The sequence below is a fragment of the Akkermansia sp. BCRC 18949 genome, from assembly GCF_045011645.1.
GTDB lineage: Bacteria > Verrucomicrobiota > Verrucomicrobiia > Verrucomicrobiales > Akkermansiaceae > Akkermansia > Akkermansia massiliensis.
Map to the genome: position 1 here is coordinate 2,535,039 of NZ_CP123619.1, position 19,798 is coordinate 2,554,836.

The window sequence follows — 19,798 nt, forward strand, 5'->3', positions numbered from 1 at the left end:
GGGGGCAGGAACCGCGGAACCGGCTAGCAGCTCAGTTCCCGGCAGAGGTTGATGATGTCCGGATTCACGGAATACTGCTGCCCGGCCACGGCGTCCAGGGAGGCATAGCCGTACTGTCCGTCATGGTACACCATGATCTGGTTGATGTCCCCGTTGTTCAGGGCTTCCACGGCGCGGGTGGCAAAGCGGGTGCCCATCAGGCGGTCGCGGGCGGTGGGAGAGCCGCCGCGCTGCACATGGCCCAGCACGGTCAGGCGGGTGTCCATGCCGGCGCGTTCCGTCAGCCAGCGGGTCAGGTACTGCGCCACGCGGGTGCCTTCCGCCACCACGGCGATGATGCAGCTTCCTTCCTCATTGATGACGGGCTGGAGGCGCTTGTAAATGGATTCCAGGTCGTAAGGGATTTCAGGGACGATGCAGATGTCCGCCGCGCTGCAAAGGGCGGTGGTCATCGCCAGGTAGCCGCAGTCCCGGCCCATCGTCTCAATCACGAAGGCGCGGTGGTGGGAGCGGGCCGTGTCGCGGACGGAGTCGATGCAGTCCAGAATCACGTTCTGGGCGGTGTCCACGCCCAGGCAGTAGTCCGTGCCGGCGATGTCGTTGTCAATCGTGGCCGGAATGCCGGCGAAGGGTACTTCAAAATCGTTGAAAAAGTCGTTCAGCGCGCGGAAGGAACCGTCGCCGCCCATGATAACGAGCTTGTCGATGTTGCGGTCCTTCAGGTGTTCGTAGGCCTGCTTGCGGAATTCATAGTCGAAAAAGCGCTTGGACCGGGAGGAGCGGAGGAGAGTGCCGCCCCTGTAAATCATGTCGCTGGTCAGTTCCCTGGTGGCTTCCTTGATTTTTCCATCGATCAGTCCTTCCAAGCCGTCATAGACAACGTACGGGTTCATTCCAAGCTGGCGGGCATGATCCACAGCCGCCCTGATCGCCGGATTCATTCCGGCGGCGTCACCGCCTGATGTCATAATGGCTATTCCACTCATAAGTAATAAGGTTAACTTGTCCGGGGGGAAATGTTACCGGGCCGGGCAAATAATGCAAGCGCGGAGTTTTTGCTGGCGCAATAAACGGCAACGCTTCATGATGCAGCGGCATGAACGACACCGCAGCAGCCATTCTGAAGGCCACGGCCGCCCTCCGGGACGGTACGGAGCGGCTCCAGTTCGGAGACCCGGTCCACTTTACCTACAACCCGCTCACCTACGCCTGGGCGCCGCATGAGCAGTACGTGCGCGCCTACGGGAACGGGGAAAAGAGCCACTTCTTCCTGGGCATGAATCCCGGCCCCTTCGGCATGGCCCAGACGGGCGTCCCCTTCGGGGAAGTGGATGCGGTCGTCAACTGGCTGCACATCCGCGGAGAAGTCGGCAGGCCGGAGCACACCCATCCCAAGCGTCCCGTGGAGGGCTTCGGCTGCCCTCGGTCGGAAGTCAGTGGGCGCCGCCTGTGGGGGCTCTTTGCGGAAGCCTTCGGCACCGCGGAAAACTTCTTCCGTCACAACTACGTGGCCAACTACTGCCCGCTGATCTGGATGGGGGCAACGGGAGCCAACATCACGCCGGACAAATTACCGGCGGAACAGCGCGCCGCCGTGGATGCAGTGTGCATGGAGCACCTGGTTTCCCTAATCACCATCCTGAACCCGCATACGCTGGTAGGGGTGGGAGCCTACGCCACGCAGAAGCTGCGGGACGCCGCCGAACGGCTCCCCGGCAAAAGCTTCACCATCGGCACCCTGCTCCACCCCAGCCCCGCCAGCCCCATCGCCAACAAGCTCTGGCCGGAACGCCCCGTCCAGCAGCTTAAGGAGCTGGGCATTTTATGAAGGGTTGAGAGTTTAGAGTGGAGAGTTTAGTGATGGAGGGAATTACTAGAGTAAAAAGCAGGAAATTTGCTGTTCGGATCGTTCGTTTGTACCAGTTTTTGTGTAATGAGAGAAAGGAGTTCGTGCTTTCAAAACAACTGCTGAGAAGCGGTACCGGCATTGGAGCCAACCTGGCGGAAGCGGAATGCGCCATCAGCAAAAAGGATTTCCTTTCCAAAATTTACATTGCCTTGAAGGAATGCTCGGAAACCCTCTATTGGCTGGATTTGCTTAAAGACACCTCTTTCCTGACGGAAGAAATGCACGCCAGCATTTACCGGGATGGAGAAGAACTCAAACGCCTCCTCACCTCCACCACAAAAACCGTCTCCCTCCAAATCAAAAAATAATTCTTAATCTAAAACCACTCTCCACTCTCCACTCTCCACTCTCCACTCTCCACTCTCCACTCTCCACTCTCCACTCTCCACTCTCCACTCTCCACTCTCCACTCTCCACTCTCCACTCTCCACTCTCCACTCTCCACTCTCCACTCTCCACTCTCCACTCTCCACTCTCCACTCTCCACTCTCCACTCTCCACTCTCCACTCTCCACTCTCCACTCTCCACTCTCCACTCTCCACTCTCCACTCTCCACTCTCCACTCTCCACTCTCCACTCTCCACTCTCCACTCTCCACTCTCCACTCTCCCGCCTCAGGCCTTTTTACTGGACAGGGAGAAGAGGGTTCCGTACAGTTTGCGCGATATTCAAGCGTTCCGAATTTATGGCAATTTCAGATTACATCGTGACCATTGGCCTGGAAGTCCACTGCCAGATCAAGACGAAGAGCAAAATGTTCTGCTTCTGCGAGACCGGCTTTGGCTTTGAACCCAATACGCGCGTGTGCCCCACCTGCCTGGGGCTGCCGGGCGCGCTGCCCGTGCTGAATGAGTTCGCCATTGAACGCACATTGCTGACCGGCCTGATGCTGGGATGCTCCAGCCCGGAGGTTTCCCAGTGGGACCGCAAGAATTACTTCTACCCGGACATGGCGAAGAATTACCAGACTTCCCAGCTGGACCTGCCGCTGTGCCTGGGCGGGGAGGTGCCCCTGTATCCCTGGTCCTACCCGAACGACGTGATCAAGGCCGGCGTGCCCCCCTTCCGCACCGTGAAGCTGACCCGCATCCATTTGGAGGAAGACGCGGCGAAGATCACCCACCACGCCAATTATTCCCTGATTGACTACAACCGCGCGGGGTCCGCCCTGATGGAGATCGTCTCCGACCCGGACATTGATACCCCGGAGGAAGCCTACGCCTACCTCAAGTCCCTCCAGCAGATTCTGAATTACGGGGACATTTCCGACGCGGACATGGAGAAGGGCCAGATGCGCTGCGACGTGAACATTTCCCTGCGTCCCCACGGCCAGAAGGAACTGGGGGCAAAGGTGGAGATGAAGAATCTCAATTCCATGTCCGCCGTGCGCCGCGCCCTTCATTATGAAATCCAGCGACAGGCGGAAGAACTGGACATGGGCATGGCGCAGATCCAGTCCACCCGCCGCTGGGACGACGAACGCGGGGAAAGCTCCATCATGCGCACCAAGGAAGACGCGCACGATTACCGCTATTTCCCCTGCCCGGACCTGGTGCCCATACACACCGCCCCGCTGGTGGAGAGGGTGCGCAGCCAGATTCCGGAACTGCCCCAGGAACGCCAGAAAAGGTTCATGGAGGAATACGGCCTGAGCGAATATGACGCCAACGTGCTGGTGGGCGACCTGGAACTGGCCCGCTTCTTTGAAGAGGCGGCGCAGGGAACCGCCAGCGGCAAGAAGATCGCCAACTGGGTCATCAACAACATTTCCGCCGTGCTGAATGAAAAAGGCATGCGCCCGTCCGAATGCCCGGTGAAGCCCGGCGCCATCCGGGACCTGATCGCCATTATTGACGACGGCACCGTTTCCAACAACCAGGCCAAGGACGTATTCACCAAAATGTGGGAAGACCCGTCCCTCAACGCCGCGCAGGCAGCCAAGCTGCTCGGCTTTGAAAAGGCGGATTACTCCTTCCTGGACGGCATCGTGCAGGAGGTCATTTCCGCCAATCCGGACAAGGTGGCGGAAATCCGGGGCGGCAACGACAAGCTCCTGAACTGGCTCACCGGCCAGGTGATGAAAGCCGCCAAAGGCAAAGCCAACCCGAAGATCGTGACGGAAGCGCTGAAAAAGGCTCTTTCAGAACAGTGACCAAAAACTAAAGATGAAAGACCAAATATTTTCCGGCACTAGCTTTAGTATTTGGTCTTTCCTATTTAGTATTTTTGTTCAAGCCCTCAGGGCTTGAACAGCTTCCGGTTCCCGGCCAGCGTGTTCCACACCTGCTTCACTTCCCCGGTCAGCGTCTGCTTGACCATGGCCAGGGAAAAGTCCGCGGCCTGTCCCAGGCTGATGTAGGGGGGCAGCGCGATGGCATCCCGGTCCACACGGGCATCCAGCAGAGCCGCGCCCGGGTAGTCCAGGAACGTTTTCACCATCTGGTCCACCTGGCTTGACTTATCCAGCACAAAGCCCTTGATGCCCACGGCGTCCGCCACGGCGGCAAAGGAGGGGTTGTCCAGGTTGATGCCCCACGGAATCAGGCCTGCGGCCTGCATTTCCAACTGGATGAAGTCCAGGCAGTCGTTATTGTACACCACCAGCTTCACCGGCAGGTTGTACTGCGCTATGGTAATGAGGTCCCCCAGCAGCATGGACAGGCCGCCGTCTCCGCACAGGGCGACTACCTGGCGGTTCGGGTACGCCTTCTGGGCCCCGATCGCCATCGGCATGGCATTCGCCATGGAGCCGTGATTGAAGGAAGCCAGCGTTTTTCTGCCCAGCGTGGAGCACAGGAAACGCGCGCTCCAGATGCAGGGGGTGCCCGTGTCCACGGTAAACACGGCGTCCGGAGCCGCGTGCTTGTTCACGGCGGTGGTCACCTGTTCGGGGCGGATGGGCGATTCCTTGTCGTTCCCGTCCATGTAGGCATTCATGTCCTTCACATCCTTGGCGTGACGCTTCAGGGAGGCGTCCAGGTGGTCGGAATCCTTTTTCTCTTCCACCATTCCCAGCAGGGCGTCCACCGTGGCGCCCACGTCCCCGCAGATTCCCAGGTCCAGGCGGCAGCGGCGGCCCAGCACTTCCCCGCGACGGTCGATCTGGACGATGGAGGGCTTGGTGGGAAGGAAGTTGAAATAGGGGAAATCCGTCCCCCACATCACGATCAGGTCGCTCTCATGCATGGCCTTGTACGCGTCACCCCAGCCCAGCAGTCCGGTCATGCCTACGCCCACGGGGTTGTCATGCTCAAAATAGTCCTTGCCGCGCCAGGTGTAGGCAATCGGGGCCTTCACGCGGGCGGCGAGCTGCACCACCTTGCGTTCCGCTCCGGCGCAGCCGCCCCCGCAGAAGAAAGTAATGCGGTCGTGTGAAGCGAGCATCTGGGCCAGGCGTGCCACGGATTCATGGTCCGGAACCACTGTTTCCCGGGCAAAGGCGGGTGGATGCACCAGGTCTTTGGCCTCCGCCGGCGCGTCCGCCACGTCGCCCGGCAGCACGATGACGCCCACGTCATGCAGGGAATAGGCATGCTGGATGGCGGACATCAGCACGCGGGGAGCCTGCTCCGCCGTGGAAGCCAGTTCCGCATAGGAGCTGCATTCCTTGAACAGCTGCTCCGGATGGGTCACCTGGAAATAGTCCACCCCCACCTGGCTCTGGGGGATGTGGGAGGCGATCGCCAGCACGCGGGCCCTGCTCCGGTGGGCATCATAAAGGCCATTGATCAAGTGAAGATTGCCGGGGCCGCTGCTGCCGCAGCACACGGCCAGGTTACCGGTCAGCTGGGCTTCCGCACTGGCGGCAAAGGCGCCCACCTCCTCATGCCTCATGTGGATCCATTCGATGGTTTTTTTTCTGCGGAGGGCGTCCGTAATGGGGTTCAAACTGTCTCCCACAATGCCGTAAATGCGCTTTATTCCCGCTTTTTCCAAGATTTCAACAAGCTGATCAGCTACCGTATACATGCAGATTAGACCAAGACCGGTTGAAAAAAATCAATGCTTGTGTGTCATAGATACCGGAAGTTCCTTCCGCGCGGAAAACCATGACAGATTTCCAAACAGCCGCCTCTCCTGCCGGGAGGCTTTTTCCTTGAAGAAACCGCGTTGGGGTCTATCTTGGCAAGGTAGTTCCATTTTCCTTGATACCAAACCATGAAATTCCTCACTAAAGCTCTCCTGATGGCCGCCGTTCTGGGAAGCGTTGCCACCGTTCCCGCAGCAGTCGTCTTCCCGGGCCCCACCCCCGGCGCGGCCAATGCGGAGCAGGCTCCCTCCGGCTATACCCTTTCCAACAACATCCTGACGGCCAAATTCATCAACCGGGGCGGGAAGCTTTCCTTCGGAGGAATGACGTCCAAACTGGGCCCTGTAGCCAAGGCCGGGGACGAATTGTTCATCATCAACCTTCAGGACGGCCAGAGCATCAAGTCCTCCGGCCTGAAGGCGGGGGACGTCAAACTCGTCACCCTCCAGCCCAACCCCAAGGCGTTCAAACTGGCGGACCGCTTCCCTGGAAAAGCCGTCACGGCCTCCTTCCAGGCGCTGAACGGCTCCCTGCACATTTCCTGGCGCGCCGTACTCAGGGACAATTCCCACTACCTGCGGCAGGAACTCCGCCTGGTGAGCACAAAGCCCATCCAGATGAAGAGCATCGTGGCCATGCAGTATGACCTGGTGGAAGGGAAGGCGGGTTCCCCCTCCGTTTCCGGAAATGCCAGGGGCGCGCTCATCGTGAACGACCTGGCGTTCACCGCCCTGGAAACGCCCATGGGCATCAACACCGTGGGAGGCTCCGGAAACGCGGCAGGCGGGGAGTCCACGGCATGGAACGCGGACAAATGGTCCACGGTTTCATGGACGGGCAATTTCAACATTCCGCAGGAGCTGAAAAAGCAGTACGGGGAACAGGTAGCCTGCGCGGAAGGCCCCGTCACCATTGACGGCAAGGGCTCCTGCACCATTACCTTCCAGTACAAGGGAGGCGACAAGGGAAACAACAAGCTGAACACCGCCGGCGTGCAGCTCCTTTCCGCCAAGGGGGCCGTCCTTGATTCCGACTTCCACGCCGGGAGTACCGGAGACGCCAATGCCAACAATTCCTACACCGTAAAAGTTCCCGCCAAGGGGAATTACCTGCTGCGCTACTGGGTCCAGACCAAGAGCGAACCGATTGCCAGCAAGGGGGAAATCACTTTCTCCCTGCCCGTGCGCACGCTGGAGGAAAAGGAAGACGCCCAGGCGGACGATTCCCAGCTCGCCCAGGGCGTCTGGAGCCGCAAAACCACCATGCAGCCCAGGGAGGTGTGGGAGGTGTCCTCCGTCCTCGGCATCTTCGCCCCCGGCCAGCAACGCCGTTCCTTCCTGGCCTATATGGAGCGGGAGCGCGTGATGCCCTACCGTCCCTTCATCCATTACAATTCCTGGTATGAACTGAACATCAACCGGAACAATGATTCAGACCCCGCCAAGCGCATGACGGAAGAACAGTGCCTGGCCGTCCTGAAGGATTGGCAGGAACAGTTTTTCCAGAAGCGCGGCATGTCCATTGACGCCTTCGTCTGGGACGACGGCTGGGACGAGTTCAACAGCCTGTGGGATTTCCACAGGATGTTCCCGCAGGGCTTCAAGCGCATTGACGCCGCCGCGGGTAAACAAAAGGCCGGCATCGGCACCTGGCTGGGCCCGGTGGGCGGCTACGGAGCCTCCAAGGGCAAGCGCCTGGCCCACTGGAATGTGAAGCACCCGGACAACAAGATCGGCAACTTCCAGCTTTCCAACAAGGAATACTTTGACGCCTTTGTGGGCCGCTGCTCCCAGATGGTGAAGGATTACAATATGAAGTACTTCAAATTCGACGGCATCAGCACCCATTTCCACGCCAAGGGCCCCGGCAACGAGGAGGATGCGGAAGGCATCATCCGCGTGCTGAACGCCCTGCGCAAGAAGAAGGGGGACCTTTACATCAATTGCACCGTGGGCACCTGGGCCTCCCCGTTCTGGTTCCGTTATGCGGATTCCGTATGGAGGCAGGAAAACGACTTCGGAACGATCGGCGTGGGCGACAACCGCGACAAGTGGATCACCTACCGCGACCGCCTGGTGCATGAGGTCTTTGTGCAGGGTTCCCCGCTGATGCCCATCAATTCCATGATGACCCACGGCCTGATGGTCACCAAGTTCGGGCCGCCCGCGTGCATGCCCCGCGACCCTGAAAACGTGAAGAAGGAACTCCGCTGCGCCACGGCCTGCGGCACCTCCCTGCAGGAGCTTTACGTGGACAGGGACCTGATGAACGCCAAGGACGGCATGCTGTGGGACGAGCTGGCCAAGGGCATTAAATGGATACGCCGCAACGCGGACGTTCTGGACGACGTGCACTGGGTGGGCGGCAACCCGTGGAACAAGGAGGCCAATGAAGGGGCCGTGTACGGCTGGGCCGCATGGAATAAAAACAAGGCCACCCTGGCCCTCCGCAATTCCTCCGACCAGGAAAAGAGCCTGTCCGGCACCCTGCGCGGCATCCTGGACATTCCCGCGGACGTCAAGGGGTCCATCACCTTCAAGGATTCCTATGACGACCAGCGGGAGCTGGACGGCTTCTCCGGCAAGACCGTAAACATTGACAAGGAGCTCACCTTCACGCTGAAGCCCTTTGAAGTGCTGGTGTACGAAGGAGGAAAGGTCAAATAAAAGCTTCCGGAGTCCCGGAGCCACGCTCCTGCTCAAGCAGAAGCGGCACTTGAAAAGCTACATTGGGGGGAGGCTGGAAAAGCAGCCTCCCTCCATTTTTTCCACCCGTCCCTGCGCCCGGGTCAGAACGTTTTCTCAAACGTCACCGCTTCCAGCGGGTCGGAGGGGTTGACCGGCATCACCAGGCATTCCGCATTCTCCCCGCCCAGGTACAGCGTCAAACTGCTGCCGGGGGAATAAACGATGGAGACGCCGTAATATCCCCCTTTCTTCACCAGGGACCAGGTTCCGCGGCAGGAGGAAACGAGGTCCTCCTCCAGCACGGAAAGGTCATCCCTGTCTTCCGGGCGGGAAATCCACCTGCCCCACGCCTCCGGGCGCGGGAAGGAGGAAATCTCGCACGTTCCGTCTTCATTCAGGAGAAGCGTGGAGGAGCTGACCTGGAAAAAGCGCTTCAGCTCCGGAGGCCGGAAAAACCACCGCTCCCTGGGGGAGGATTCCACCTCGTACTTTCCGGACAGGGCCTGGAGCTCCGGCTCCTGGATCCACAGGAAAGTCTTTTGATGCATCACCTGGCGGCACGCCAGGCCCACCACGGCCAGCAGGGAAAGGAACGCCAGGGCAAACGCCCACAGGGCCAGCCGCTTTCTCCACCACGCATACACGGCGGCCAGTCCCGCCACGCTGCCCACGCAGACCCAGAACCCCCAGGAGCGGGAGAGGAAGGCAAGGGCGTCCGCCAGTACGGAAAGGCCATGAGAAAGATCATTCCACATAGGTACTTCAGAATCGCCGGAACTCCGTCAAAGTCAAGGCAACAATGCCGCCTTTTACGGCACGGGAGGCAAGCCGCGCCGCTCCTTTCCCAAAAACTCCCGTCATCATCCCTGAAAATCCTCCTCCGCACTTTTCTCACGGACTCCAATCAGGTAAAGAAACATCTCAACCATGAAGAGTGCAGCACATCACCAGGGACTTTCGGAACAGCAGGTTCTGGAAAACCGGACCAAATACGGGGTCAATATCCTGACGCCCCCGGTAAAGGAACCCCTGTGGAAGCAGTTCCTGGAAAAATTCTCAGACCCCATCATCAAGATTCTGCTGGTGGCCCTGCTCCTGTCCGTAGGCGTGGCCTGCTACCAGTTCTTCACCGGAGCGGAACCGGCCAGCGTCTTCCTGGAGCCCGTGGGCATCCTGGTAGCCATCCTGCTGGCTACCTGCGTGGGCTTCGCCTTCGAGGTAAGCGCCAACAAGAAGTTTGAAATCCTGAACCAGGTCAACGACGAGACCATGGTCCAGGTGATCCGCGGCGGCAATATCTGCGAACTTCCCCGCCGGGACGTGGTGGTGGGAGACATCGTCATCCTGAACACTGGGGAGGAGGTTCCGGCGGACGGCGTCCTGCTGGAAGCCGTTTCCCTCCAGGTCAACGAATCCACGCTGACGGGGGAACCCCTCATCGGCAAAACCACGAATGAGGCGGAATTCAAGAAGGACGCCACCTACCCCTCCAACCACGTTCTGAAAGGAACCACCGTGGCGGACGGCCACGGCATCATGGAAGTGACGTCCGTAGGGGACAGGACGGAATACGGCAAGGTCTATGAAGGCTCCCAGATCGACAACAAGGTGCAGACTCCCCTCAACCGCCAGCTTTCCAGGCTGGGCGACCTCATCACCTGGGCCAGCTACGCCATTGCCGCCCTCATCATCATCGGGCGCCTTACCCTGTACTTCTCCCACCTGCCCGGCCCCGTGGAATGGCTAAGCGCGGGAACCTACATTCTGAACACCGTCATGATCGCCGTGACCGTCATCGTGGTTACGGTGCCGGAAGGGCTGCCCATGAGCGTCACCCTGAGCCTGGCCCTGAGCATGAAGAGCATGCTCGCCAACAACAACCTGGTGCGCAAGATGCACGCCTGCGAAACCATGGGGGCCGCCACCGTCATCTGCACGGACAAGACGGGCACCCTGACGCGCAACCAGATGAACGTATACAAGGCGGACTTCTACGGCCTGGGGGACGCCGCCCCGGCGGATGGCGAGCTGGGCAACCTGATCCGGGAAGGCATCGCCGTCAACTCCACCGCCTTCCTGGACTATGCGGACCCGGAACACATCAAGGCCCTGGGCAATCCCACGGAAGGGGCGCTCCTCCTGTGGCTGCACGGGCTGGGCGTGAATTACCTGGACCTGCGGGAAAACGCCCGCGTGCAGGAACAGCTCACTTTTTCCACGGAACGCAAGTACATGGCTACCGTGGTGGAATCCCCCCTGCTGGGCAAAAAAGTCCTTTACGTGAAGGGCGCGCCGGAAATCGTGCTGGGCCTCTGCTCCACCGTCCTGACTCCGGAAGGCCAGGTTCCTGCCGCGGACATGCGCCCCGCCATTGAGGAACAGCTCCTGGCCTACCAGAACCAGGCCATGCGCACGCTGGGCTTCGCGTACCGAATCCTGGATGATGACGCCCCGGTGTTTGAGGACGGCCGCGTCATCCGCAAAGACCTGGTTTACCTGGGCATCGCCGCCATTTCCGACCCCGTCCGGGACGACGTGCCCCAGGCTGTGAAGGACTGCATGGACGCGGGCATCAATATCAAGATCGTCACGGGAGATACCCCCGGCACCGCACGGGAAATCGGCCGCCAGATCGGCCTGTGGACGGAGGCGGACACGCCGGACCGCCTGATGACGGGCGTGGAGTTTGAACAGACGCCGGATGCGGAACTGCTGGACCGCGTGATGGACCTGAAAATCATGTGCCGCGCCAGGCCCATGGACAAGGAACGCCTGGTGAAGCTGCTCCAGAAGAAGGACCAGGTGGTGGCCGTCACCGGGGACGGCACCAACGACGCCCCCGCCCTGAACGCCGCGCAGGTGGGCCTCTCCATGGGGGACGGCACTACCGTAGCCAAGGAGGCCAGCGCCATCACCATCCTGGACAATTCCTTCATGAGCATTTCCCGCGCCGTCATGTGGGGACGCTCCCTGTACCGGAATATCCAGCGCTTCATCGTCTTCCAGATGACCATCAACGTGGCGGCCTGCCTCATTGTGCTCATCGGCGCGTTCCTGGGCACGGAATCCCCCCTCACGGTCACGCAGATGCTCTGGGTCAACCTCATCATGGATACCTTCGCCGCGCTGGCCCTGGCCTCCCTGCCGCCGGACGAACGCGTGATGCAGGATCCGCCGCGCAAGACGACGGACCACATCATCACCCGCCCCATGGGCAGGAACATTCTGGGCGTGGGCATCCTGTTCGTGGCCTTCCTGTTCGGCCTGCTGCAATACTTCAAGCATGCGGACGTCACCAGCCTCACGCAGTTCAGCCTCAGCGGCTACTTCGGCAGCTACCTGGACTTCTCCTCACCGGAGCATGAACTGACCGGCTATGAACTGTCCCTGTTTTTCACCATCTTCGTCCTTCTCCAGTTCTGGAACATGTTCAACGCCAAGGCTTTCAACACGCACCAGAGCGCCTTTGCCCGCATGGGCGCCAGCATCGGGGGCTTCGGAGTGGTGGCTCTGCTCATCCTGGCCGGGCAATACCTCATCGTCACCTTCGGCGGCAAGATGTTCAACGTGGTGCCCCTGAGCTGGACGGACTGGGGCATCATCTTTGCCGGCACCTCCCTCGTCCTGTGGATCGGAGAGCTGGTGCGCGCCTTCACGCCGGACAAATCCTCCGCCCGCCCGTAAGACGTCCCGCCGCGTCATCCGGGTGAAAATCCACCTGCATGACACGGACGGCGCTGCCGCCCGGAAAGCCTTCTTTCAACAAAGGAGGCCGCCGGCGTGTCATTCACAGCATGGACTTGACACGCCTGACGGGCTCTATCTCCGGTTCCGCCGTTCTCCTCTTCTTGTTCTCCCTCCTTTTTTCCGGGTGTAAAAAGACGGAACAGGTGCCGCATGAAACGCCCACGCTTATTTACGAACAGCCTGTTGCCATGGACATCCCGGTGACGGGAAGCTGGGTGGGCCATCTGGACGGCGTGGACAACGCCTCCATCGTTCCCCAAATCACGGGCTACCTGCAAACGCAGAATTACGCCAACGGCGCCATTGTGAAGAAGGGGGAGGTGCTTTTCCGCATTGACGATTCCACCTTCAAGGACCAGGTCTCCAAGGCCAAAGCCACGCTGGAACAGGCGCAGGCCCAGCTCCAGCAGTTGAATTATGACGCGGAGATTTACAAGCCCCTGGCCGCGGAGAACGCCATTTCCAAGCAGAAGTACGAGGATACGCGCCTCTCCGCCATTGCCGCGGAAGCGCAGGTGCAGCAGGCCACGGCGGCCCTGGCCCTGGCTGAAAAGAATCTTTCCTATACGGTGCTGTATGCCCCCTTTGACGGAATCGCCGGCATTTCCAAGACGAATATAGGCGACCTGGTCAGCCCGGAAAGCGGCCCCCTCGCCGTCGTATCCTCCGTCAATCCCATCCGCGTCAACTTTGCCGTCACCCAGCAGGAATGGATCCAGCAGGCCGGCAAGAACGGGAATGAAGGCGTCCAGACGGGCAGCAAGCTGGATATCACGCTGAAAGACGGTACCAAATACCCGGAACAGGCTACGGTGGTAGCCATTGACCGGGCGTTCAACCCCCAGACGGGCACCATCCGCGTGCAGGCCAACCTCCCCAATGCCGATTACCTGCTGCGTCCCGGCATGTTCATCATGGCTACGGCCCGGCTGGCTACCGTCAAAAACGCGCTGACCGTTCCGGCAAAGGCTCTTCTTTCCACGCAGGGGCGCTTTTTCGTCATTGCGCTGGATGAGAACAACCACCCTTCCATCATCCCCGTGCAGGCCGGAACGCAACTCGGCGACCGGCAGCAGGTCATTCCGCTGAAACCGGGTTCCCTCACCCCGCAGAGCAAAGTGGTCGTGGACGGCCTTCTCCAGGCGGAAATGGCCTCCAGAAACCCGGACGCACGCCTGAAAGCGGTACCCGCCAGCAACCAATAAGCCCCTCCCGCCATGGCCGATTTCTTCATCAAGCGCCCCATCCTCTCCATCTGCCTCTCCATCATCATCGTCCTGCTGGGGACCTTCTCCATTCTGCGCCTGCCCATTTCCGAGTATCCGGACATCATCCCCCCTTCCATCCAGGTGACGGCCACCTATCCCGGAGCGGATTGCGAGACGGTGGTCAAATCCATCGCATCCCCCATTGAGCAGCAGATGTCCGGCGTGGACGGCATGTCCTACATGACTTCCGTCAATACCAACAACGGGCAGATGAGCATGATGATCCTCTTTGAGATCGGCACGGAGGCGAACATGGACCAGGTGCTTTCCTACCTGCGCTACGGGCAGGCCACCTCCCAGCTTCCGCCGGAAGTCAGCGAACTGGGCGTCTCCCTGCGCAAGACCAGCGGGCTGCCCGCCCTGGTCGTCAGCCTTTATTCCCCCCAGGGAACCTACGACGGCCTCTGGCTGGCCAATTACGCGTATATCAACATGGTGGACGCCATCAAGCGCGTGCCCGGCGTGGGCGACGTGCAGGTGTTCGGCTCCGGCCGCTATGCCATGCGCATCTGGCTGAATCCGGAAAAGATGGCCGCCCTGAACATCACGGCCCGTGACGTGATGCTGGCGGTGCAGGCCCAGAACGCCGTGAACCCGGCGGGCAAGATAGGCGCGCAGCCCGCTCCGCCGGACCAGCAGCTTTCCTTCACCGTGAAGGCGCCCGGACGCCTGACCAGCGTGAAGGAGTTTGAAAACATCGTGGTGCGCGGACAGGGCAGTTCCATCGTGCGGGTGGGTGACGTCGCCCGCGTGGAGCTGGGTTCGGAGACTTACAGCCTCAGCTCTTCCGTAAACGGCATGCCCGCCGCCTCCATCGGCATTTACGAAGCGCCCGGAGGGAACGCCATCCAGCTGGTGGACAATATCAAGGCCCTGCTGAACGATACGGACATGCCCCCCGGCATGGATTACCTCGTTTCCCTGGACTCCACGCTGGCCGTCCGCGCCGGGATTGAAGACATCGTCAGCACGCTGGTGATCGCCCTGGGCCTGGTTGTGCTGGTGGTCTTCATCTTCCTCCAGGGCTGGCGCGGCACGCTGATTCCGGCTTTTGCCGTGCCGGTGTCCATCGTGGGCGCCTTCATCGCCTTTCCGTTTTTCGGCTTTTCCATCAATACCATCTGCCTGATGGGCCTTGTGCTGGCCATCGGCCTGGTGGTGGACGACGCCATCGTGGTGGTGGAGGCGGTGAAGAACCATATTTCCAACGGAGAAAAGCCGCTCCAGGCCACCATCGCGGCCATGAAGGAGGTATCCGGCCCCATCGTGAGCACGGCCCTGGTGATTTCCTGCGTGTTCGTGCCCACCCTGCTGCTGCCCGGCGTCACGGGCAAGCTGTTCGAGCAGTTCGCCGTGACTATCGGCATGTCCATCATCATTTCCGCCTTCTGCGCCCTGTCCCTCAGCCCCACCCTGTCCGCCAAGCTGCTGAAAGGAGGGAAAGCGGATTCCATCCCCCTGCTGGGGCCCTTCTTCAAGTTATTCAACAAGGGCTTCAACAAGGCGCGCGACTGGTACGTGGAAATTTGTGCCAAGCTCATCCGGCACATGTGGCTTTCCATCCTGCTGCTGGCCGCCATGACCGTCCTCCTCTTCCCTCTCGCCAAGCTCATTCCCACCGGCTTCCTTCCCAATGAGGATCAGGGCTACCTGTTCGGCGGCGTGGAACTGCCGGACAATACCTCCCTGAACGTCACGGCGGCCACCGCCGCGCGGATTGAACAGATCATCCGGGAAGATCCCGGCGTGGAAGTGGTCACCACCGTAAACGGGTTCAACCTCATCAGCTCCGTCCAGAGTTCCTCCAATTCCTTCTTCTTCATTTCCCTGAAACCATGGTCCGAACGCACCGCCCCGGGTATGACGGCGGACGGCATCGCCGCCCGGCTGAAAAGCAAGCTGAACGCGGAGATTTCCTCCGGCATGGCGTACGTGGTCCCGCCGCCGCCCCTGCCGGGCGTAGGCACATCCGGAGACGTCACCTTCCTGCTGGAGGACCGCCAGGGCATCGGGGAGAAATTCCTGGCCGCCAATACGTCCAAATTCATCGAGGCTGCGGAAAAGAGGCCGGAAATCGCGGGCATCAGCAATTTCATGTCTCCCTCCAACCTTCAGTACAATCTGAACGTGAATACGGAGCAAGCCACCCTCCAGAACATGAACGTGGATGAGATTTACGCCACCATCCAGGCGTATATGGGCAGCACCTTCCTGAACAATTTCAACATTTACGGTCAGGAATGGCAGGTGTACATGCAGGCGGACGCCCCGTACCGGAACAGCATCGACAAGCTTTCCATGTTTTACGTGCGCAACAATGACGGCGACCCAGTCCCGCTGGATTCCGTCATTAACGTCACTCACGGCTGGGCGCCGGAATTCCTGATCCGCCAGAACATGTTCAACAGCTCCCAGCTCAACGTCACCCCGGCTCCGGGCTATTCCTCCGGGCAGGTCATGAATGCCCTGGAGGAAGTCTTCGCCCAGACCATGCCGTCCGGCATGGGGTATGACTACTCCGGCATGAGCTACCAGGAAAAACAGGCGCAGAAAGGCATCACCATCGGCATGATCTTTGCGGCGTCCGCCGTGTTCGTTTTCCTGATCCTGGCCTCCCTGTATGAGAGCTGGTCCCTGCCCGTTGCCGTCTTCATGACCGCCCCCATCGCCATCCTGGGCGCATTCCTGGCCCTGTGGATGTTCGGGCTGAACCTGAACATTTATTCGGAAATCGGCCTCATCGTGCTGATTGCACTGGCGGCCAAGAATGCCATCCTCATCGTGGAATTCGCCGTGCTGGAACTGAGGCAGGGCACGGACCTGCTTACGGCCACGCTGGACGCGGCCAGAATCCGCCTGCGCCCCATCCTGATGACCTGCTTTGCCTTCATCATGGGCTGCCTTCCCCTGGCCGTAGCCACGGGAGCGGGAGCGGCAGCGCGGCAGGTGGTGGGCGTGGGAGTCATCGGCGGCATGATTACGGCCGTCTTCATCGGGGTGTTCTTCATCCCCTCCTTCTTCTACCTGATTGCCAAGCTGGCCAAACTGGACAAGAAAGCGGCGCGGGAACTCCAGGAAAAGGCCCAGGGAACAGCCGCCCCGGCCAAGTAGGCCACGCCGCACGCCCGGAACGGCAAAGCCCGCGCCTGCACGGGAGCCCTTTCCGCTACATCCAGAATATCCAGGCCCAGAAAGCCTTCACGAAGACGAGCACCACATTGATCAGCAACCCTACCTTCACCATGGTCATCTGAGGGAATTTCCCTGTGGCGAAGGCCAGGGCGTTGGGAGGCGTGGAGACGGGAAGCATGAAGGCGCAAGAGGCCCCGATGCCCACCAGAAGCACCAGCGGCGTGGCGGACATGCCCATGGCGGAGGCCACCGTCACCATTAACGGAGCCACCAGGGCTGCGCTGGCCGTATTGGAGCAGAATTCCGTCAGCGACGTGATGAAGAGGCTGATGATGAGCAGGATGATAATGGGACTCTGCCCCATGGCCAGGGAAGATACCTGGTCCGCCAGAAATCCCGCCGCCCCCGTCTGGACGAGGATGCTGCTGAGCGTGATGCCGCCGCCGAACAGCAGCAGGACGCCCCAGTCCGTATTTTTGGCGATGCCGCCCCAGTTGATGACCCCGCACAGGGGCAGCAGAACCGCGGCACACAGCGCAATGAGCGTGTCCATGGACGGAATGCCGCCCAGAGCGGAGGAAAGGAAGCTGCTGCACATCCAGCTCCCGGCCACCAGCACGAAGAGAAGAAGCACGCGCACCTGCCTAGCATTCAGCCGGGCCTCCGCATCCTCCCCTTCCGCCGGGGCCATGTCCACATGCAGCCCCAGCCGCGGGCGGAAGAACAGGTACATCAGGCAGAAGACAATCACTCCGAATACCAGGACAATGGGCATGGCAATCCGGAACCATTCCGCAAATCCCATGCCGAGCTCATGCGCCGCAATGGCGTTGGGAGGGGAACCCACCAGCGTTCCCATGCCGCCGATGGAGGCGCTGTACGCCACCCCCAGCACGGCAAAGGGTGCCGTCGTCTTGAGCTTTTCCGCCGGAATGCGGTCCAGCAGGCCGATGACCAGCGGGAGCATCATGGCCGCCGTGGCCGTATTGGACATCCACATGGAGAGGAACGCCGTAGCCAGGAAAATCAGGATCAGGGCCATCCCCAGGCTTCCGCGGGCCATCCGGAGGATTTTTCCAGCCAGCCAGGTATCAATTTTCTGTTCGTGGAGAGCCCCGGCCAGCGCAAAGCCGCCGAAAAACAGGAAAATGGTGGGATCCGCAAAGCCGGCCAATGCCTTCGCCCCCGGAAGAATCCCCATGAACATGGCGAGCACCGGCACCAGCAGGGCGGTCACGGTCACATGCAGTGCTTCCGTCAGCCACAGAATACCGATGAAGGTGAGAACGGCCAGCCCCCTGGCTACCTCCGGCTCCACGGGAAGCCACTTGAGCATGGCCAGGAAAAGAAGCACGTCACACGCAATGATGATGTAATTGCGGTGTCCTTTGGCGGTGTCGGTGGTACGGTGGCGCATGGCTGGAAAAACAAAATGGTGTTATTTCCTTTTGTACGCCTCCGGGGAATAGAGTCAATATCATTCCGGAAAAGTCCGGGAGAAGCCCCCATGCCGCGGAAGCATGGGCAGGAACGGGCCATGGCCCACAGCGAAGTAATCCGCAGGGGCACCCCAGGAAAAATCAGGCCGCCCACGGTTCCTTTGTACACAAGAAGGCCATGCCATGCAAAAAGCCGCCATGCAATTGCACGACGGCTTGTAAAAACTGTTTGATTGACGCGCGGAGGCAGTAACCTACGCCCGGGCAATTATTCAGCGGCGGGTTCGGCGGCCTTCTTGGCAGCCGGCTTTTTGGCGGGAGCCTTCTTGGCGGCGGCAGCCTTGGTTTCAGTCTTCTTGGCTGGGGCCTTGGCCGCGGTCTTTTTGGCGGGAGCTTCCTTGGCGGCAGGCTTGGCGTCCTTGGCAACGGGAACGGCCAGACGGATAGGCGTATTGGAATTCAACTTGGACTGTTCCTTCTTACGCTTGATGTATTCAACACGTCTGCGGCGCTTGGTGACTTTGCGGATTTGCTGTCCCATAGTGATAATTGCTATGATATTTACTAATTCTTAAGAGCTCCATGTGGCACATGGGCGTGGATACAACTACCAACCCCGCCTCCCATACGCAAGCACAAAGCATTATTAAGGCACAGAAAGACGGCGGCAGTCCCCGCTTTTTCCAACCGGGCCGGAAAAAGGGAACGGCGGCAGGCGGGGCGGAACGAAAGGATTCCCTACCACAATTTCAGCGCATCCACCCGGACCGGATGCTCCCAGCGCAGGTGGTCCCGGATAGCGGCGGCAATGAATTCCAGGCCGCGCTCCACCGCCGCGGCCAGTCCGTCCCCGGCGGCCAGCCGCGCCGCGATGGCGGCGGACAGGGAACAGCCCGTTCCATGCGTGCTCACATCCCTCACGCGCGGGCGGTTCCATTCCCCCAGCATGCGGCCGTCCGGGCCGGCCAGCACGTCCCGGCAGTCTCCTTCCAGATGGCCGCCCTTCAGCAGGACGGGGCACCCGTACCTGATGGCAAGGCGCGCGGCAGCCTCCGGCAGTTCCTCCCTTTCAGGGTTGACGGAAGAGCGCAGCAGCACGGCGGCTTCATCCAGATTGGGGGTCAGCAAGGCCGCGCCCGGCAGCAGAAGTTCTTCATAAACGGCTACAGCCTCCTCCCTCATCAGCCGGTCTCCTGCCGTAGCGATCATGACGGGATCCACCACAACGGGGATACCCGTACCTGCCAGCACCTCATGCACCGCACGGACGATGGCCGGGGAGTACAGCATGCCCGTCTTCACGGCGCTTACCGGAAAATGCTCCAGATTGATGCGCACCTGGTCCGCCACCAGCTCAGGGTCCACCTCCTGGATGCCGCGCACCAATCCCGGCGCCTCGGACACGACGCAGGTGACGGCCGTGAGCGCAAACGCCCCCATGGCATGGGCCGCCTTCATATCCGCCTGAAGCCCGGCCCCTGCGGAGCAGTCGGAACCGGCAACCGTCATCATTACGGGAATACTCATGCCCCTGTTTTTAATCGGGAGGGAAGCCCTTGAACATCCAAAAATCCGCACGCACCGC

Annotated in this window: 13 protein-coding genes; 7 read left to right on the forward strand and 6 right to left on the reverse strand. The window is 60.6% G+C overall.

Annotated elements, in window-relative coordinates; genetic code table 11:
- Positions 1 to 23: 23 nt before the first annotated feature.
- Positions 24 to 986, reverse strand: coding sequence for a 6-phosphofructokinase (locus tag P8A25_RS10625; protein ID WP_102722871.1), 963 nt, complete (start codon positions 984 to 986; stop codon positions 24 to 26).
- 110 nt (positions 987 to 1,096) lie between these two features.
- On the opposite strand from P8A25_RS10625, the gene P8A25_RS10630 reads away from it, so the two are divergent.
- The 3 genes from P8A25_RS10630 to gatB all read left to right on the forward strand — a co-directional run bounded on the left by P8A25_RS10630 (position 1,097) and on the right by gatB (position 4,062).
- Positions 1,097 to 1,828, forward strand: a complete 732-nt coding sequence (locus tag P8A25_RS10630) for a uracil-DNA glycosylase family protein (RefSeq protein ID WP_102722872.1) — start codon at positions 1,097 to 1,099, stop codon at positions 1,826 to 1,828.
- 32 nt (positions 1,829 to 1,860) lie between these two features.
- Positions 1,861 to 2,217 carry a four helix bundle protein gene (locus P8A25_RS10635; RefSeq protein WP_022397428.1) on the forward strand — a complete coding sequence of 119 codons (357 nt, stop codon included), beginning with the start codon at positions 1,861 to 1,863 and terminating at the stop codon, positions 2,215 to 2,217.
- A gap of 378 nt (positions 2,218 to 2,595) precedes the next feature.
- On the forward strand, positions 2,596 to 4,062 hold the full coding sequence (gene gatB / locus P8A25_RS10640) for an Asp-tRNA(Asn)/Glu-tRNA(Gln) amidotransferase subunit GatB (RefSeq protein WP_102722873.1): 1,467 nt from the start codon (positions 2,596 to 2,598) through the stop codon (positions 4,060 to 4,062).
- 86 nt (positions 4,063 to 4,148) lie between these two features.
- Here gatB and P8A25_RS10645 read toward each other — a convergent pair whose 3' ends face one another.
- Entirely contained in the window at positions 4,149 to 5,879 is a 1,731-nt protein-coding gene (locus tag P8A25_RS10645; RefSeq protein ID WP_215443715.1) for a thiamine pyrophosphate-dependent enzyme, read from the reverse strand.
- A 189-nt stretch (positions 5,880 to 6,068) separates the two neighbouring features.
- Between P8A25_RS10645 and P8A25_RS10650 the strand changes: the two genes are divergently transcribed.
- Complete coding sequence (locus P8A25_RS10650) at positions 6,069 to 8,606, forward strand: hypothetical protein (RefSeq protein ID WP_215443714.1); 2,538 nt, start codon at positions 6,069 to 6,071, stop codon at positions 8,604 to 8,606.
- 122 nt (positions 8,607 to 8,728) lie between these two features.
- Here the strand turns inward: P8A25_RS10650 and P8A25_RS10655 are convergent, their stop codons facing one another.
- Positions 8,729 to 9,382, reverse strand: coding sequence for a hypothetical protein (locus P8A25_RS10655; RefSeq protein ID WP_102722876.1), 654 nt, complete (start codon positions 9,380 to 9,382; stop codon positions 8,729 to 8,731).
- Between the two features lie 172 nt (positions 9,383 to 9,554).
- Here P8A25_RS10655 and P8A25_RS10660 point away from each other — a divergent pair, with 172 nt between their 5' ends.
- The 3 genes from P8A25_RS10660 to P8A25_RS10670 all read left to right on the forward strand — a co-directional run bounded on the left by P8A25_RS10660 (position 9,555) and on the right by P8A25_RS10670 (position 16,753).
- A complete protein-coding gene (locus P8A25_RS10660; protein WP_022397433.1) occupies positions 9,555 to 12,311 on the forward strand; it encodes a calcium-translocating P-type ATPase, PMCA-type in 2,757 nt (918 codons plus the stop codon).
- A 110-nt stretch (positions 12,312 to 12,421) separates the two neighbouring features.
- Positions 12,422 to 13,579 (forward strand): efflux RND transporter periplasmic adaptor subunit, encoded by a 1,158-nt coding sequence (locus P8A25_RS10665; RefSeq protein ID WP_215443712.1) that lies wholly within the window; start codon positions 12,422 to 12,424, stop codon positions 13,577 to 13,579.
- 12 nt (positions 13,580 to 13,591) lie between these two features.
- The gene (locus P8A25_RS10670; RefSeq protein WP_215443710.1) at positions 13,592 to 16,753 is read left to right on the forward strand and encodes an efflux RND transporter permease subunit; all 3,162 of its coding nucleotides are present in this window, start codon (positions 13,592 to 13,594) and stop codon (positions 16,751 to 16,753) included.
- A gap of 55 nt (positions 16,754 to 16,808) precedes the next feature.
- Here P8A25_RS10670 and P8A25_RS10675 read toward each other — a convergent pair whose 3' ends face one another.
- From P8A25_RS10675 to thiD, 3 genes are all read right to left on the reverse strand, one after another.
- Positions 16,809 to 18,191 carry a DASS family sodium-coupled anion symporter gene (locus P8A25_RS10675; protein WP_102722879.1) on the reverse strand — a complete coding sequence of 461 codons (1,383 nt, stop codon included), beginning with the start codon at positions 18,189 to 18,191 and terminating at the stop codon, positions 16,809 to 16,811.
- 290 nt (positions 18,192 to 18,481) lie between these two features.
- On the reverse strand, positions 18,482 to 18,754 hold the full coding sequence (locus tag P8A25_RS10680; protein ID WP_022397437.1) for a hypothetical protein: 273 nt from the start codon (positions 18,752 to 18,754) through the stop codon (positions 18,482 to 18,484).
- Between the two features lie 197 nt (positions 18,755 to 18,951).
- Complete coding sequence (gene thiD / locus P8A25_RS10685) at positions 18,952 to 19,740, reverse strand: bifunctional hydroxymethylpyrimidine kinase/phosphomethylpyrimidine kinase (protein WP_215443706.1); 789 nt, start codon at positions 19,738 to 19,740, stop codon at positions 18,952 to 18,954.
- Positions 19,741 to 19,798 lie beyond the last annotated feature (58 nt).